The sequence below is a fragment of the Rhizobium sp. SRDI943 genome (assembly GCF_057653695.1).
Genome location: NZ_CM172787.1, coordinates 2,955,081 through 2,968,827 on the forward strand (window position 1 = coordinate 2,955,081; position 13,747 = coordinate 2,968,827).

Genomic DNA, 13,747 nt, shown 5'->3' on the forward strand with positions numbered 1-13,747 from the left:
CTTGAAAACGCTGGAGGGCAAAATGTTCGTTATCATTCAGGCACATGAGTATCAGAAATACGCTGCCGTACTCGACCAGATGTTTCGCCTGCGCAAGAAGGTCTTCGCCGATACGCTCGGCTGGGACGTTCCCGTCATCGGCCCCTACGAACGCGACAGCTACGATTCGCTCGCCCCCGCCTATCTCGTCTGGTGCAACGACAGCCGCACCCGTCTTTATGGCGGCATGCGCCTGATGCCGACGACAGGCCCGACCCTTCTCTACGACGTCTTCCGCGAGACGTTTCCTGACGCCGCCAATCTTATCGCCCCCGGCATCTGGGAAGGCACACGCATGTGCATCGACGAGGAGGCGATCGCCAAGGATTTCTCCAATGTCGACGCCGGCCGCGCTTTCTCCATGATGCTGCTTGCGCTTTGCGAATGCGCGCTCGATCACGGCATCCATACGATGATTTCCAACTACGAGCCCTACCTCAAGCGCGTCTACAAGCGCGCCGGCGCCGAAGTGGAAGAACTCGGCCGCGCAGACGGTTACGGCAAATACCCCGTCTGCTGCGGCGCCTTCGAAGTATCGGACCGCGTGCTGCGCAAGATGCGCGCCGCCCTCGGCCTCACCCTACCCCTTTATGTCAGGCACGTGCCGGCCCGCTCGGTCGTGACCCAATTCCTGGAGATGGCAGCATGAACCGCCTCGCTGAAACCGCTACGCAGACCGCAATTCAGAAGGATATCGGCGCGCTGGAGCGCCATGTTCTCGCATCCCGCGACATCGCCACGCAGATAGGGGATCCCTTCCTCTCCTATCTCCTCTCGATGGCGCTGTTCACGATCTACGAGAAGAAGGCCCATCATGAGAACGAGGCGCTGAGGAGCAGCTTCAGCTGAGGGCCGGTTCCCCTCCGCCGCCTGAAGACGAGCATGTCTCCCGGCGCCTCGCGCGCAGCCGCAAAAACAGTCCCCGTTTTGCGGCTGCGCGCCCCCGTCATCTCATCAGGGCATTACCGTTACGTCATCAGGGAATTGATGGTCGAAATCAGCGCGTCGTGCATATAGGGCTTCGGCAGGAAAGCGGTATTGGCGGGCAGCGCCATCGGATCGAGCCGCACCATGCCCGAGGTGATGATGATGCCGATATTCGGCCGCATCGCCCTCACCCGCTTGGCAAGCTGGAGACCATCCATCGACCCGGCCATGTTGACGTCGGTGAAGAGGATATCGACATCCTGCCTGCCCTTCAGCACCACCAGAGCCTCGTCGGCATTTGCCGCCTCCAGCGCCACATGGCCGACCTCCTCCAGCACATCGAGGATATTGAACCGGATCAGCGGCTCGTCCTCCACGATGAGCACCACGGCACTGTTCAAAGCCACCATCTGCGATCGCCCTCTTCATGCGGAATGTGACTTGAATAAGTGTAGCCCGCACGAGAAGGTTCCAGTGGCTGCCCACGAAATATGCATCGTCCACAGATGCTTGCGCTCCCCGCTTGTGGCTCCCCCGGATTTGCGTTAGAGCGGAACCCGTGCTGCGGGAACCATTGCCCCGGCACCCAAGCGCCGGCGACCCGGCGCCAAGGGCCTGTAGCTCAATGGTTAGAGCCGGCGGCTCATAACCGCTTGGTTGGGGGTTCGAGTCCCTCCGGGCCCACCACTCTTCCCTTGTTTCAAGGGGCTTAGGGAGTGGTTAGCCAGGAAGGTTAGCCATCTGGTTAGCCCTTTGTTCCTGGCTTCGACTCGATATTGAGCACATCTTCAAAACTTCTCGCTTGATTCCGCCTTTCGTGGCGCGCCTCCCATTCATCGAGACGACGATGTTTGTGGTTGGCTTTCCAATATTGCCAGTCAGTCATGCACTCTGCGATTTCCCCCTGATAAAGATCGTGGTCCTTGAGGAACTTCTCGGTGGTCTCAGCATCCGGATTGTGGCCGATACCTTTGCTGGCGCCCAAGTTGAAAAACTGGTTCGCTAGGTCCTTCACTTTTGTATCATTGGCGCTGTAGATCGGAGACATTGTCCAGCTCCAATAATCGTAGTCATCATAGGGGTCGGATAACGACAGCACCCGATTAATGCGGTCATCCGGCAGCTGTAGGGATTTCAACCCGCCCACGATTTCTGCGATCGCTTCACGCTTTTGCTTCGGTGATAGGCCGCTCATTCGGTTATCACCCGCGATCTGCTGGACACTACGAGCGGCAAACACTTCAGCAAAGTCTTGCAGCTGCTTCACTGTGGCCCGAGCCTCTTCCAATTGTTTCGCCAGTTTTGCTGCCAGGCCTGTTGGACCAAATGTCAGGTCTTGGATGTCGTCTAAGCGCGTGGCTAGGACGGCAAAAACAAGAACGAACGCTACAGAAATGTAGCGAACCTGTTCTGCGCCAGTGAGGACGAGATAAAGGAAAACAACGAAAAGGATCACAGATGCAAGCAGTGCACCAACACGCATAATTTTTTCTCCACCGCTATCGGCGGGCCAACTATTCCGATGACGCTCCGACAATCTTTACTGCTCACCTATAATCAGCTGCCTGGCCGGCACACATTCACCGCCCGCGACGGAATAAGTCATTGCACCTCTTTTATTTTGAACGCTGAAAAGGCTTTGCGCACCTCCGAGCGATGGTTAAGCGAGAGAATAAACTTTCCTTTGAGAATCCTTAGCTGCCGTCATCCGCACATTCCCCTGCTCCGATCGTCTGGGCGCAATATCTCAGTTTCCGGGCGGCTATTCTAATTGATGGCCCCGGCGCAGAAGCCGAATTTCCCTGTCGCAGGTTGTTCTCCCCATAAACTTAAGTTCTCTACTGGTTGGAAGGACTTGCGACAGGACTTCTACCTTGTTTTCCAAAGCCCTGTTCGTTGCCGCTTGCTGTTCTTTTGCCGTGGAACCCAAGCGTTTCAATGCGACCTGACCCGGTGCGCGCTGGATATGGCATCCGCGCCTCGAGGCGCCAACAACATCTGTAGGCGTGGCCGAGACAGCCTTGATCGTGGCAGCGAGTGCCGGCGAAGGGTTTTTCAACCAATGACAAAATCTTGATCGACACCGTCCGTTATCGGGAGGCTTCATCGGCCCTACTTGCCAGAATTATTCGGACACTCTGCACAGTGAGGGATGGGGAGATGCTTCAAACTCGCAAACTATCGGCAGCCATGGCAGCCGTCTTCGTCATTGCCACGTCGGCATCGTCGTGCACCACGAGTTCAAACGACTCGGTGCAGACAGGCTCGGTCGGCTATACCGCGCGGAGCGCTGACTTTGCCCTTCGGCCTGCCTGCCGCGATGGATTCGGCAACGATCGTCCGTGCAGCTATTAGCGCTGGAAAATGAGAAGTCTGATTGCCGCGATGGTTCGCCTCCGGCGATGGCCAGTATCACACGACTTCGTTCGGCGGCATCATGCCCAATCGGCGCCCAATGCTAATAGCTACAAGAACGCCCATCGCTCGGCCTGAACCCACCCCCACACGCCGGATTAAGCGGCTGACGCTCATAATAACCGCCGCCGATCGACGACGTCTGGTCGACGCTTCCGGACGAAGTGCAGCCCGAAATGATCGCGGCAAGGCTGATCAGCGTTCCGGTCGCGATAAATGCGAAAAATCGGTTCATCTGAGCTTCTCCTTCGGAGGGCATGGTTTTACCCCAAGCGGGCAATCTACCACCCACAGCGAATACCGACGAGGATTTATAGCAGCCGACCGCCCTCAACGGCCGCTTCTAACGTCAATGTGATCACCTTTTAGGCCAGCCACCCTCAAGCCATGCACTGTCACATAACTGTCATGCAAAATTGCCCATTGTTACGGCAGCCTGGGCAAAATATATGCTGCCGGCTAACAAAAAAAAGAATGAGTGAACTACCATGAGTGCCATACATAAACTTTTCAACCGCAATCTCCTGACCCGCTTCGTCGCTGGTCTCGGTGCGGTTCCCCAGCGTATTCGCGACGCACGCGAAGAGCGCAAGCCCGCCATCCATCCGTCCTTCATGGACGATTTCGGCGCCTAGCAGGACAATTGGCGAGTCAACCGACTCGTCTGCCCCCGCGATTACGTCCTCCAATGTCATATCAATTGATATCTGATGGGAAGCCGCCAGCGGCTTCTGATCATATTGCGGCGTAAAATTCCTTCCGGAACCATATCCGGTCGACGGGCCGGCCTCCGGCATGCCCACTGACCCTGCCGAATTCGACATATCCGAGCTTCGGGTAAAAGTCAGGCGCCTGGGTCGAGAGTGTGTCGACGCAGGCCATGACGGCGGCGCGGCGGCGGCCCTCTTCTTCCGCCGCCGCCATCAGCGTCCTGCCGATGCCGCTGAGCCGCAGCGATTTTTCGACCCACAGATTGCCGATGAAAAGAACAGAGAAGGAAACGGACGCCGTTATTCCGGCGATAAGCCTTCCGTTCTCCCGCCAGACGATGGCGAAGGCCTCGCGTCTGATCTCAGCGCTCTCGTTGAAGGCGTTCAGGCCATCGGAAATCGCGGTGGCGATCTCGGGCGGGACGGGATCGAGCGTTTCGAACATTGTTTCCTCGTCGTCGATGATCGCCATATGATAGCGAGCCTTCGGTTTCGGTCCGGCCGTTGCGGCTTTTAAAGGGCGGCAGACGCCCTCCGGGTTCAGCCCCAACGCATGCCCCCCGCAGATTTTTCTCTCGCTACGCATGCGCCTGTCTTTTCCGCCGTAATAGCTTCACAATCAACCGACAGAAAGCTCTTCCGGGAAACGACAACCAAGGAATGAAAACATGGCGCCGATCTATACCAAAACTGTCCTGATGACCGCCCTTCTGGCGCTGCCGCTTGCCGCCGCAGCGCCCGCCTTCGCGCAGGATGCAAAGCCGCGCGAGCCGGTGATTTCGGTGACCGGCGATGGCGAATCCTCTGTCGCTCCCGATATGGCCATCGTCAATCTCGCCGTCGTCAAACAGGCGAAAACCGCCCGCGAAGCGCTCGATGAGAACAACAAGGCGATGAACGACGTGCTTGCCGCGCTGAAGAGCGGTGGCATCGCCGAGCGCGACCTTCAGACCTCCGGCTTTTCCATCCAGCCGCAATATAATTATCCGCAGCCGGTCGACGGCCAGCAGCAGCAGCCGCAGCTGATCGGCTACCAGACCATCAATTCGGTCACCGTCAGGCTGCGCGATCTTGCCAAGCTCGGCGCGGTGATCGACCAATCCGTCACCCTCGGCATCAACCAGGGCGGCGAAATCCAGTTCACCAACGACAAACCGGACGCCGCGATCGAAGAGGCACGCAAGGCCGCGGTCGCCGATGCCATCAAGAGGGCAAAGACGCTGAGCGAAGCCGCCGGCGTCAAGCTCGGCCGCATTCTCGAGATCAACGAGAATGTGCCGCGCGCAATGCCGCAGCCGGTCTATCGCGCCACGATGATGAAGGAGGCTGCCGACGCCGCCGTTCCCGTCCAGGGCGGCGAGAATAATTACAATGTCAGCGTCACCGTGACCTTCGCGATCGAGCAGTAAATTGAAAGCCCCGCGCGTCATTTGAGACGCGCGGGGCTCGGATTGCTGACAATGTGTGCCAATTACCTTCGTCATCATCCGGCTTGTGCCCCAAGCATCTGCCTCCGGTTGATAGGCAGCAGATCAGGCCGATCCTGTCCGTCTGGCGCCGGCGGCTGCCGCTCACAAAGCAAGACCCCTCCCCAACCCCTCCCCACAAGGGGGAGGGGCTAACATGCCGCCCCCACTTCACATGACCTCCATCGTAGCAATCCGTAGAGCGGTAACAGCCAGCGACACGTCTGCTTTTTGGTCCCGCCGGGGCCACAGCTTAGCCCCTCCCCCTTGTGGGGAGGGGTCTTGGATTCATACACAAGACCGGATGATGCCGGAGGAAAGAGCGCAGTCAAACTGAGCGCAAAAGAAAACCGCCCTTGCCGATCCGGGGAGACGGGCAAAGGCGGTTCTTGGCCGCCGCATCGGGGAGACGGGGCGGCGTTTTCGTCTAACGATTAGCGGCGCAGAGCGGGGCAGCCGCGCACATTGCCGAAGCTCATTTCATCTTGGCCGCGACGCGTCCAGCCCTGGACGATCACCCGGCGCGGCGTGATGTCGACGACCCTCGCGCGGCGGAAGCCGTAATCGCGAGCAAGGTTTTCGGCGAGCTGCGGATTGCAGCCGCGCGACGGCCGGCCGTAGCCCTGAGGCGGACGGTCATAACCCGGAGGCGGACGGCGATAGTTCTGCGGCGGACCACGGTCCGGCTCGCCAATAATGATATTCAACTGGGCGGCAGCCGGGACCACCGTGCCGGCAAGGGTACCGGCTGTCAGCATGACGGCAAGACCCGCCTTTGCCAGAAACTGCATCATCGAAAAACCTTTCGTTTGAAAGTCGGTGCGGTCGAGCCGCCCTCCCCATTGGTCCGCATCACGCCGAAGCGTCATTTGGGAATCACTCATACAGGTCAGAGAAGAGACGGCTGAAAGTGTCAGCGTCAAGGCAAAAACGGACCGGAAGCACCGCATCGGCGCCTCCGGCCGCAGTCCTCAGCGCCGGATCAGCGGGCAGCCGCGGACATTCGCGAAGGTGATCCTGTCCCAGCCGCGGCGTTCGCGTCCGGCGACGACCACCACCCGCGGCGACATGCGGGTGATGCGGGCGTCCCGTAGGCCGAAATCACGCGCCTTGCGCACCGCATGCATCGGCGAGCAGCCGCGGATCGGACGATGGTATTGCGCCTCGACGACGAAGTTCGTCTGCGGTCCGGCGGCGGCCGCCGTGGAAACGGTGGCCGGAATAGTGCAGAGGGCGAGCAGAGCGGCAAGCGAAGCCTTGGTCAGGAAATGCGTCATGTTGTGTCTCCGTCGATTGAATTCCAAGCTCTCCCTTCAGGGATTGTCTCGACAGTAACCGCCGCAAAATGAATGGTGTTCGAACCGGGCATTCAGTTTGCATTCACAAGCATTAACCGATTTCAATCGCTGAAATGCAGCACGATTTCCCGCCGGTGCGGCCGGTCGCGATGTTCGAAAAGATAAAGCCCCTGCCAGGTGCCGAGCATCAGCCGGCCCCTGGCAACAGGAATGCCGATCGAGACCTGCGTCAGCGCCGCCTTGATATGCGCCGGCATGTCGTCCGGCCCCTCGGCCCTGTGCACGACCCAGTCCATCTCAGGATCGGAAGCCGGCGGCACGAGGCGGTGGAAGAAGGAGAGAAGATCGGTGCGCACATCGGGATCGGCATTTTCCTGGATCAGCAGCGAACAGGAGGTGTGGCGCACGAAGACCGTGAGAAGCCCCTCCTCCCGCCCCGACGCGCTGACGAAGGCCTCCGCCTGGTGGGTGAACTCGTAAAGGCCCTGTCCGCGTGTGGACAAGGTGAGGATCGTCTGGGGCAAGGCGCTCTCCTGCTTCGAAATGAATGTCTCGCGAGTTGGCGCGCTACTCGGCGCAAGTCAAGCTTGCGCGGGCAAGTCAAGCTTGCCGGGGCAAAGTCGAGCTTGCGCGGGCGATCAGAGCCTGAGCAGCACCTCGAAGCCACCGTAGATCATCCGCTTGCCGTCGAACGGCATCTGCCATTGGTCGCCCTTGAGCCTGGGATCGTCCATTACCTTGGCATTGATATCGTCGCGCTCCTGGCGCGAGCCGTAGACGATCCAGGAAAATACCACCACCTCGTCCTCCTTCGCCTGCACGGCGCGGGGAAAGGAGGTCAACTCGCCATAGGGCACGTCGTCGCCGATACATTCGACATATTCGAGCGCGCCATATTCCTTCCAGATCGAGCCGGCGAAGGTCGAGAATTCCTTGTAGGCCTCGATATTCCCCTTCGGAACCGCCACGATGAAACCATCGACATAGGACATCTCGCTCCTCCTCTGCGTATCTGCGCCTTGTTATCGCGGAGGAGATAGGAGACTTGCCAAACGGGTCCAGTCTGCTGCCGAGCGGCTACCGCGCGCGCTTATCGTCCTCCTGGTGATCAGGGACCATTGACCAGCTTGAGGATGAGCTGCTGGATATTGCCGCCGTCACCCATTTCGATCTTGTCGAAGTCGCGGCCGCGCTGGCGCTGTCTTTGGGAGATCTCGCCGAGCCGGCGGGTCAGCTCGTTCCTGATCTTCTTGCAATCGGGATCATCGGCAACGGTGAGGCCGATGCTTGTCGCCTCGATCTCCTTGACCATCTCCTTGATGGTCTCGCCATGCACCCGCTCATGCGCCTGCACACCTGATATGAAGGCCTCCCAGCTGCTCTTCACGGCGGCTGGCAGCCCAGCAGATGGTTTCGGCAGCGTATAGGTGATGATGAGCTTCGGCCGGTTAGTGACGATAACGCAGGCATTTCCCTGCGGTTCGTATTTTCTGGTCCAGGTCAGCTTGAACGTCGTATGCGCGATTGCCCGGCCGAAGCCGCCCGCCTTCGGGCCACGCTCGCCGATCGATTCATAAAGCCCGGCGCCCGAGGTGCCTGATATCGAATAGGGCCGCACCTCTTCGACCGCCTGCCACTCGGCCAGCGCCACGGCCGGCACCGACGTGAAAACCGCCGCAAGCACACAGGATAGAAAATTTGTCGTCATGCGCGGCTCCGCCGAATGATGTTTCGGGCCGAACCTAACGGGAGCGGTCGCCGCTTTCAACGCGTCATGGATGTGCTAACCCTGCAGCGTCTTGACCTTGGTAAGATCGGGGAAGAGCCGCATCCACAGGAGCACGACGACGATCGTGCCGAAGCCGCCGACGATGCCGGTGGCGACCGGCCCAAGCGCCGCCGCCATCATGCCGGATTCGAATTCGCCGAGCTGGTTGGAGGTGCCGATGAACAGCGAGTTGACGGCACTGACACGACACGCATCTCGTCCGGCGTCAAAAGCTGCACCAGCGAGCTGCGCACGACGACGCTCACCGTATCGGACGCGCCGATGACGAGCAGTGCGACGACGGAAAGCGCGATATTGGTCGACAGCGAGAAGACGATGGTGGCGACGCCGAACACGGCGACGGCGGCGAGCATCTTGCGACCGACATTGCTGCTCAGTGGCCGGCGAGCGAGCATGATCGACATGGCAAGCGCGCCGACCGCCGGGGCCGCGCGCAGAAAACCGAGGCCCCAGGGACCGGCATGCAGGATATCGCTGGCAAACATCGGCAGCAGCGCAGTGGCGCCGCCGAGCAGCACCGCGAAGAGATCGAGCGAGATCGTGCCGAGCATCACCGGTCGGCTGCGGATGAAGGAGACGCCGGCAAAGACCGAGGCGAGCGTCACCGGCTCACGCTTGGCAGGGCTCCACTGCATGCGGATCGAGATGACGTTGAAGCTTGCGACGGCAAAGAGCAGCGCCGCCAAGGCAAAAGGCGCGACGGGGTGGAGGCCATAAAGCAGGCCTCCGAGCGAGGGGCCAATGATCAGCGCCGTCTGCATCATCGAGGTGGAGGTTGCGACCGCCTTTTGCAGCATCGAGGCCGGCACGATGTTCGGCAGCAGCGCCGCCATGGTCGGCCGTTCAAAGGCGACGACGGCGCCGAGCACGGTGACGGCGACAAGGATGCCGGCCGGTGTCAGCCATTGCTGCCAGGTGGCGACCGCCAGCACCAGCGCCGTCACCGCTTCGATCAACTGGCAGACTAGCCCGATGCGCCGCCGGTCGAACCGGTCGGCGACATGACCGACGACGAAGGTCAGCACCGCCATCGGCAGGAACTGGCACAAGCCGACGAGGCCGAGCGCAAAGGCGCTGTGTGTCTGATCGTAGATCATCCATCCCATGGCGATGCCAATGGACTGGAAGGAGAGCGAGGAAAAAACGCGGGAGGCAGCGAAGTTCAGATAGCCGGGGTGGCGAAGAACGCTCCCCGGTCCTTGGGATATGTCCATTGCGATGTCACCGGCCGGCAGCGCGGGTCCGCCAGCCTTTATAAGAGTTTTAAGAAGGTCGAGGCGGTGTTCTGCCCGAATGGTCGAATTGTCAATCGCAATGAGCTGGTGTCACCGGATTGTGTGATACCTCGGTCTTAACGTGGTTCCCTGAAGATGCTGAGATAGCCGGGATCGAATTCGGCGATTTCCTGCAGGCGTTCCCAGTCGACGATGGTGATCGTCCGGTTCTCCCAGGTGAACACGCCCTCGCGCCTCAGCGCCTGCAAAGTCTTGTTCAGGTGGACGACGGAAACGCCGAGTACGTCGGCCATCTCGATCTGCGTCAACGGAAACTGGAAGCTTGCGCCGCGCGTCCGCTTCACCACCTGCAGCCGCACGAAGAGTTCGCAGACGAGATGGGCAATATGGGCGCGCTTGGAGCGCCGACCCATGGCGACGATCCACTCGCGGTGGATGGCGCCGTCGACCAGCGTATCGAGCCAGAGCAGCCGGGTCAGATGCGGCATGCGCTCGGTGATCGCCTTGAGATCGGCGTGATCGGCGAAGGCGACGTGACAGGACGACAGCGCGACGATGCCGTGATCCATCTTCTTGATCGGGAAAGCATGCAGATCGACGAAATCGCCGGCGACATGCAGCGCGGTGATCTGGCGGCTGCCATCGGCCATCACCTTGTAGCGCGCCGCAAAACCATCGAGCAGCAGCGTGCTGTAGCCCGGCCTGCTCCCTTCGGAGACAAGATCCTCCCCGGCAGCAAAATACCTGTCTTTGTCGATGATTGCTCTGAGATGGTTTTCCTCTTCGGCCGACAGCACATCTCGGCTTCCAAGGTTCAGCAGCAGGGGTTCAATCACGGGCTTGCCCGCCGATATCGCAAGAGTTCCTGATCATTTCGATGCGACCTGTATTTTCTATAAGAATCAATGCCTAGCCTCGGGAACAATTGTCTTCATCTGTGATTTCTCCTTTGACGCGCAGGAAAGACCATGGCTCGCTATTATTTCGATCTACACAATGGGGAAGGTCCGACACGCGACGAGCACGGCACCGAGCTCAAATCTCGCGAAGACATTCCGAAAGAGTTGACCCGCATCCTGCTGGATGTGGCCCGCGACGAACTGCCCGCGGGTGATCGCATGACCATCGCCATTACCGTTCGCGACGAGAGCGGCGATCCGGTCACGGTTGCCAGCCTCGTCTTCAACAATGAATGGCTCGACGTCTTACGATAGCGGCCGCCGTTTAAGGGCTGCCGCGGTCACTCCTACGCATCAATCCGACTCGGTCGATGGGCGCGACGCTAAGACCCGCCTTCATAGCCGGCAATTAAATTTGACATAGTCTTTTGATTGCTTTGCGTGATCGACGGCCATTCACAGGGCCGGCATCTTTATCGCGGCTATTTGGCGATTTCTTCGAGAATGAGCCGGATTTCAGCAAGCGGCCTACGGCTTTCATCGAAGAGTTCCACCGACATCATATTCAAAGGTGCAGTCGGCAAGCCTTCGGTGGCCATCTCCGCCAAAACACGCCGCGCCTCCGCTTTCGCTGCTTCGATGGATTCAAAATCATATGCCGTCTCGGTCGTCCCGGCGCCATCACGATCGAAAAGTTGAAAGTAGAATTTCGGCACGGCATATCCCCCGCTAGATGACCCTAACGGACCGGCGGACAACATGTTCCGCCGGAACGGGTTTCAGGTCGTGCGCACCGTCAAAAGGCGCCGGCTTCCGGAGAGGCCATTTCCTCGATACCGTCGACGCGGTCGGGATAGAAGGCGAGATGATCCTTGATGTTGCTGACCGCGGCATTCGGCGCCTCGTAGGTCCAGACGGCATTCTTCGAGCGCTCCCCGCCCGGAATGACGCTGTAATAGGAGGCGTCGCCCTTATAGGGGCAATGGCTGCTATGGTCGGTGCGTTGAAGCAGCGACATGTCCACATCCTTGCGCGGAATATATTGCACCGGCGGATAGGAGGCCTCGCACAGCGTCAGCGCATCGTGCGTATCGGCAATCGTCTTGCCGCCGAGCGTGACGACGACGCGGGAGGGATTGTGCTCGACGGTGATCGGATGATCCGGCCCCGGAATCTTGATCGACTTGTCTGACATTTTTTCTGACATGGGGTTCGTCTCCGGAAGGTATCGGTCCAATGGAGATAGGGCGGACATGCCGCCGGCCCAAGGCCTCGAACCTATTGATCTGACGACACCTGGGCTCAACCTTAGAATTCGAAATGCGGCGATACCGGACTTAGCATCGCCGTTTTCGGCGCCGCCGGCCAGTGCCGCGTAAGCGCATCCGCAACTGTTTCGACCAGCCTGGCGATGTCGTCGCCGGCGGAGACGTGCAGGGCCTCGACAACGATCAGCACCGAGTGCGTCGTCTCCCGCACCGCCGAAAGCCCGCTCTGCCGGTTCGTCCAGCGCCGTGCATGTGCCCTGTCCTCCGCGTCTGCAAAGATCACTTCGTTCGTCTCCGGATGCTCGCTTTCGCCGGCGAAAGTCAGATAGGTCTCGTCACCCTTGGCTCGCCGGACCTCGAGATCGCCAGCGATCTTTTCAGTGTCGAAGACGGCGATCGGAATGGCGAAGGCGAGCGAAATCGCATTGCAGAGATCGATGAGCGGATGCAGGCGCGGCAGCGCATGTTCCTGGCGGAAGCGGCGCAGTAGCGCCTCGGAAGCGCAGCGATATTGCGTCGGCTTCAGGCCCATGCGGGAAAAGCCGCGCCGCCAGGCCTGGATTTCGGGGAATTCGCCTTCCTGCGCTTTGGCCAGCCGGGCCTCGGCGATTGCGCTGAAGCTTGCGATCGCCGCCTCGACATCAGCATCCGCATGGATGCCTTCGGAATGGAGCGCGCCGGCGCGAAGCTCCGGAAAGGCCTGCCATATAGCATCTGAATGGCTGAACTGCATGGTTTATCTCCCGCTAGCAAGTTTCACTGTACGGTTCCCGGCAAAGGCAAGACCGAGCACGGCCGCAAGCACGCAGGCGATACCGGCGAACTGGTGGAGCCCAACCGGCTCGCCAAGGATGATGAAGGCAAGCACGACGGCGGAAACCGGAGCCAGCGCGGTGAAGAGCGCCGCTTCCGTGCCGCTCACCCTTTCTGCCCCCGCATACCAGAGCAAAAATCCGCCGACGGTCGGCACCAGCGCATAATAGACGACGGCACCTACAGCGCTTGCGGAAATACCATGTGCGAAAGGCGCTTCGAAAATAGCCGGGATGGCGGCAACGATGAAGCCGATGCCGGCCATCAGCGTCGACAGGGCAAGCGGCGCAATCTCCGTCTTCAGCTTTTTATTCAGCAGGATGAACAGCCCTTCGCAGACGACGGCGCAGAAGATCAGCGCATTGCCGGCCAATGATCCGCCGGCCGCATCCGGCGTGAAGGCGATCGACAGCACGCCTGATGTTGCAAGTGCCACGGCAAGAAGCAGGGCACGCTGCGGCCGTTCGCGAAGCAGCAGGATGGAGATTGCGGCCGACACCACCGGCAGCGTGCCGATGATGACGCCGGCATCGGCCGCCGAGGTCAGGCTGAGGCCGGAGATCAGCAGCGTCGTGTAACCAACACTGCCGGCCCCGGCCTGAATGATGAGGATGAGGCGGTCATGCCGGGAAAACCTCGGCAGCCGCGCGCCAGTCGCCCGCATCAGCAGGAAAAGGACAGGAAAGGCGATGGCGAAGCGCAATGCGGTAGCGCTGAACGGCGGCAGACCCGACGCGATCAGCTTGCTTGCGATCACAGTGCTTCCGACCGTCAGCATCGCCAGCGCCAGATAGACATAACCTTGAACCTGCCTCGACATTCAGCGTCTCCTATTGGATGCGCCGAGAAAACAGCAGGAGCCTGTCGGGGTCTTGAACGAAATTGCAG

At 60.1% G+C, this 13,747-nt stretch carries 20 protein-coding genes, 1 tRNA gene and 1 pseudogene; 7 read left to right on the top strand and 15 right to left on the bottom strand.

Translation table 11 applies throughout. The annotated features are described in order from the left end of the window. Positions 1 to 22: 22 nt before the first annotated feature. Positions 23 to 688, top strand: coding sequence for an acyl-homoserine-lactone synthase (locus AC245Y_RS15245; protein ID WP_003541559.1), 666 nt, complete (start codon positions 23 to 25; stop codon positions 686 to 688). Next, complete coding sequence (locus AC245Y_RS15250) at positions 685 to 888, top strand: hypothetical protein (RefSeq protein WP_012758356.1); 204 nt, start codon at positions 685 to 687, stop codon at positions 886 to 888. Before AC245Y_RS15245 ends, AC245Y_RS15250 begins: the two co-directional genes overlap by 4 nt. Before the next feature lie 119 nt (positions 889 to 1,007). On the opposite strand, the gene AC245Y_RS15255 is transcribed toward AC245Y_RS15250, so the two are convergent. Continuing rightward, the gene (locus AC245Y_RS15255) at positions 1,008 to 1,376 is read right to left on the bottom strand and encodes a response regulator (RefSeq protein WP_012758357.1); all 369 of its coding nucleotides are present in this window, start codon (positions 1,374 to 1,376) and stop codon (positions 1,008 to 1,010) included. A gap of 201 nt (positions 1,377 to 1,577) precedes the next feature. Between AC245Y_RS15255 and AC245Y_RS15260 the strand changes: the two genes are divergently transcribed. Continuing rightward, positions 1,578 to 1,653 (top strand) — tRNA-Ile (locus AC245Y_RS15260). 58 nt (positions 1,654 to 1,711) lie between these two features. Here the strand turns inward: AC245Y_RS15260 and AC245Y_RS15265 are convergent. Then, positions 1,712 to 2,449 (bottom strand): hypothetical protein, encoded by a 738-nt coding sequence (locus tag AC245Y_RS15265; RefSeq protein WP_012758358.1) that lies wholly within the window; start codon positions 2,447 to 2,449, stop codon positions 1,712 to 1,714. A 677-nt stretch (positions 2,450 to 3,126) separates the two neighbouring features. Here AC245Y_RS15265 and AC245Y_RS15270 point away from each other — a divergent pair. Further along, the gene (locus AC245Y_RS15270; RefSeq protein ID WP_017994758.1) at positions 3,127 to 3,321 is read left to right on the top strand and encodes a hypothetical protein; all 195 of its coding nucleotides are present in this window, start codon (positions 3,127 to 3,129) and stop codon (positions 3,319 to 3,321) included. Between the two features lie 103 nt (positions 3,322 to 3,424). On the opposite strand, the gene AC245Y_RS15275 is transcribed toward AC245Y_RS15270, so the two are convergent. Then, positions 3,425 to 3,616: a hypothetical protein gene (locus tag AC245Y_RS15275; protein WP_017994759.1), complete on the bottom strand. Its 192-nt coding sequence runs from the start codon at positions 3,614 to 3,616 to the stop codon at positions 3,425 to 3,427. 253 nt (positions 3,617 to 3,869) lie between these two features. Here AC245Y_RS15275 and AC245Y_RS15280 point away from each other — a divergent pair, with 253 nt between their 5' ends. Continuing rightward, complete coding sequence (locus AC245Y_RS15280) at positions 3,870 to 4,016, top strand: hypothetical protein (protein ID WP_003561157.1); 147 nt, start codon at positions 3,870 to 3,872, stop codon at positions 4,014 to 4,016. A 100-nt stretch (positions 4,017 to 4,116) separates the two neighbouring features. Here the strand turns inward: AC245Y_RS15280 and AC245Y_RS15285 are convergent, their stop codons facing one another. Beyond that, positions 4,117 to 4,563 (bottom strand): GNAT family N-acetyltransferase, encoded by a 447-nt coding sequence (locus AC245Y_RS15285; RefSeq protein WP_017994760.1) that lies wholly within the window; start codon positions 4,561 to 4,563, stop codon positions 4,117 to 4,119. Between the two features lie 196 nt (positions 4,564 to 4,759). Here AC245Y_RS15285 and AC245Y_RS15290 point away from each other — a divergent pair, with 196 nt between their 5' ends. Next, entirely contained in the window at positions 4,760 to 5,500 is a 741-nt protein-coding gene (locus AC245Y_RS15290; RefSeq protein ID WP_017994761.1) for an SIMPL domain-containing protein, read from the top strand. 491 nt (positions 5,501 to 5,991) lie between these two features. Here AC245Y_RS15290 and AC245Y_RS15295 read toward each other — a convergent pair whose 3' ends face one another. From AC245Y_RS15295 to AC245Y_RS15325, 7 genes and pseudogenes are all read right to left on the bottom strand, one after another. Then, positions 5,992 to 6,351: a hypothetical protein gene (locus AC245Y_RS15295; protein WP_026157429.1), complete on the bottom strand. Its 360-nt coding sequence runs from the start codon at positions 6,349 to 6,351 to the stop codon at positions 5,992 to 5,994. Positions 6,352 to 6,528: 177 nt separating this feature from the next. Beyond that, entirely contained in the window at positions 6,529 to 6,834 is a 306-nt protein-coding gene (locus AC245Y_RS15300; RefSeq protein WP_012758363.1) for a hypothetical protein, read from the bottom strand. A 122-nt stretch (positions 6,835 to 6,956) separates the two neighbouring features. Next, positions 6,957 to 7,379: a secondary thiamine-phosphate synthase enzyme YjbQ gene (locus tag AC245Y_RS15305; protein ID WP_012758364.1), complete on the bottom strand. Its 423-nt coding sequence runs from the start codon at positions 7,377 to 7,379 to the stop codon at positions 6,957 to 6,959. A gap of 114 nt (positions 7,380 to 7,493) precedes the next feature. After that, positions 7,494 to 7,847 carry a DUF1428 domain-containing protein gene (locus AC245Y_RS15310; RefSeq protein WP_017994763.1) on the bottom strand — a complete coding sequence of 118 codons (354 nt, stop codon included), beginning with the start codon at positions 7,845 to 7,847 and terminating at the stop codon, positions 7,494 to 7,496. A 116-nt stretch (positions 7,848 to 7,963) separates the two neighbouring features. After that, on the bottom strand, positions 7,964 to 8,563 hold the full coding sequence (locus tag AC245Y_RS15315; RefSeq protein WP_017994764.1) for a DUF922 domain-containing Zn-dependent protease: 600 nt from the start codon (positions 8,561 to 8,563) through the stop codon (positions 7,964 to 7,966). A 75-nt stretch (positions 8,564 to 8,638) separates the two neighbouring features. Next, positions 8,639 to 9,858 (bottom strand): annotated as a pseudogene (locus AC245Y_RS15320) (MFS transporter). A gap of 137 nt (positions 9,859 to 9,995) precedes the next feature. Further along, positions 9,996 to 10,715 (bottom strand): Crp/Fnr family transcriptional regulator, encoded by a 720-nt coding sequence (locus AC245Y_RS15325; protein WP_017994765.1) that lies wholly within the window; start codon positions 10,713 to 10,715, stop codon positions 9,996 to 9,998. A 132-nt stretch (positions 10,716 to 10,847) separates the two neighbouring features. On the opposite strand from AC245Y_RS15325, the gene AC245Y_RS15330 reads away from it, so the two are divergent. Then, positions 10,848 to 11,093, top strand: coding sequence for a DUF6894 family protein (locus AC245Y_RS15330; RefSeq protein WP_012758369.1), 246 nt, complete (start codon positions 10,848 to 10,850; stop codon positions 11,091 to 11,093). A 167-nt stretch (positions 11,094 to 11,260) separates the two neighbouring features. Here the strand turns inward: AC245Y_RS15330 and AC245Y_RS15335 are convergent, their stop codons facing one another. The 4 genes from AC245Y_RS15335 to AC245Y_RS15350 all read right to left on the bottom strand — a co-directional run bounded on the left by AC245Y_RS15335 (position 11,261) and on the right by AC245Y_RS15350 (position 13,679). Beyond that, entirely contained in the window at positions 11,261 to 11,494 is a 234-nt protein-coding gene (locus AC245Y_RS15335; RefSeq protein ID WP_012758370.1) for a DUF6894 family protein, read from the bottom strand. A gap of 80 nt (positions 11,495 to 11,574) precedes the next feature. Then, positions 11,575 to 11,973 carry a DUF427 domain-containing protein gene (locus AC245Y_RS15340; protein ID WP_026157430.1) on the bottom strand — a complete coding sequence of 133 codons (399 nt, stop codon included), beginning with the start codon at positions 11,971 to 11,973 and terminating at the stop codon, positions 11,575 to 11,577. 113 nt (positions 11,974 to 12,086) lie between these two features. After that, positions 12,087 to 12,779 carry a B3/B4 domain-containing protein gene (locus tag AC245Y_RS15345; RefSeq protein ID WP_017994767.1) on the bottom strand — a complete coding sequence of 231 codons (693 nt, stop codon included), beginning with the start codon at positions 12,777 to 12,779 and terminating at the stop codon, positions 12,087 to 12,089. Positions 12,780 to 12,782: 3 nt separating this feature from the next. Continuing rightward, entirely contained in the window at positions 12,783 to 13,679 is an 897-nt protein-coding gene (locus AC245Y_RS15350) for a DMT family transporter (protein ID WP_017994768.1), read from the bottom strand. Positions 13,680 to 13,747: the final 68 nt, after the last annotated feature.

Coding starts and splice junctions, on each gene's coding strand:
- AC245Y_RS15245 (WP_003541559.1), top strand. CDS start 23: ATGTTCGTTATCATTCAGGCACATGAGTATCAGAAATACGCTGCCGTA.
- AC245Y_RS15250 (WP_012758356.1), top strand. CDS start 685: ATGAACCGCCTCGCTGAAACCGCTACGCAGACCGCAATTCAGAAGGAT.
- AC245Y_RS15255 (WP_012758357.1), bottom strand. CDS start 1,376: ATGGTGGCTTTGAACAGTGCCGTGGTGCTCATCGTGGAGGACGAGCCG.
- AC245Y_RS15265 (WP_012758358.1), bottom strand. CDS start 2,449: ATGCGTGTTGGTGCACTGCTTGCATCTGTGATCCTTTTCGTTGTTTTC.
- AC245Y_RS15270 (WP_017994758.1), top strand. CDS start 3,127: ATGCTTCAAACTCGCAAACTATCGGCAGCCATGGCAGCCGTCTTCGTC.
- AC245Y_RS15275 (WP_017994759.1), bottom strand. CDS start 3,616: ATGAACCGATTTTTCGCATTTATCGCGACCGGAACGCTGATCAGCCTT.
- AC245Y_RS15280 (WP_003561157.1), top strand. CDS start 3,870: ATGAGTGCCATACATAAACTTTTCAACCGCAATCTCCTGACCCGCTTC.
- AC245Y_RS15285 (WP_017994760.1), bottom strand. CDS start 4,563: ATGGCGATCATCGACGACGAGGAAACAATGTTCGAAACGCTCGATCCC.
- AC245Y_RS15290 (WP_017994761.1), top strand. CDS start 4,760: ATGGCGCCGATCTATACCAAAACTGTCCTGATGACCGCCCTTCTGGCG.
- AC245Y_RS15295 (WP_026157429.1), bottom strand. CDS start 6,351: ATGATGCAGTTTCTGGCAAAGGCGGGTCTTGCCGTCATGCTGACAGCC.
- AC245Y_RS15300 (WP_012758363.1), bottom strand. CDS start 6,834: ATGACGCATTTCCTGACCAAGGCTTCGCTTGCCGCTCTGCTCGCCCTC.
- AC245Y_RS15310 (WP_017994763.1), bottom strand. CDS start 7,847: ATGTCCTATGTCGATGGTTTCATCGTGGCGGTTCCGAAGGGGAATATC.
- AC245Y_RS15315 (WP_017994764.1), bottom strand. CDS start 8,563: ATGACGACAAATTTTCTATCCTGTGTGCTTGCGGCGGTTTTCACGTCG.
- AC245Y_RS15330 (WP_012758369.1), top strand. CDS start 10,848: ATGGCTCGCTATTATTTCGATCTACACAATGGGGAAGGTCCGACACGC.
- AC245Y_RS15340 (WP_026157430.1), bottom strand. CDS start 11,973: ATGTCAGACAAGTCGATCAAGATTCCGGGGCCGGATCATCCGATCACC.
- AC245Y_RS15345 (WP_017994767.1), bottom strand. CDS start 12,779: ATGCAGTTCAGCCATTCAGATGCTATATGGCAGGCCTTTCCGGAGCTT.
- AC245Y_RS15350 (WP_017994768.1), bottom strand. CDS start 13,679: ATGTCGAGGCAGGTTCAAGGTTATGTCTATCTGGCGCTGGCGATGCTG.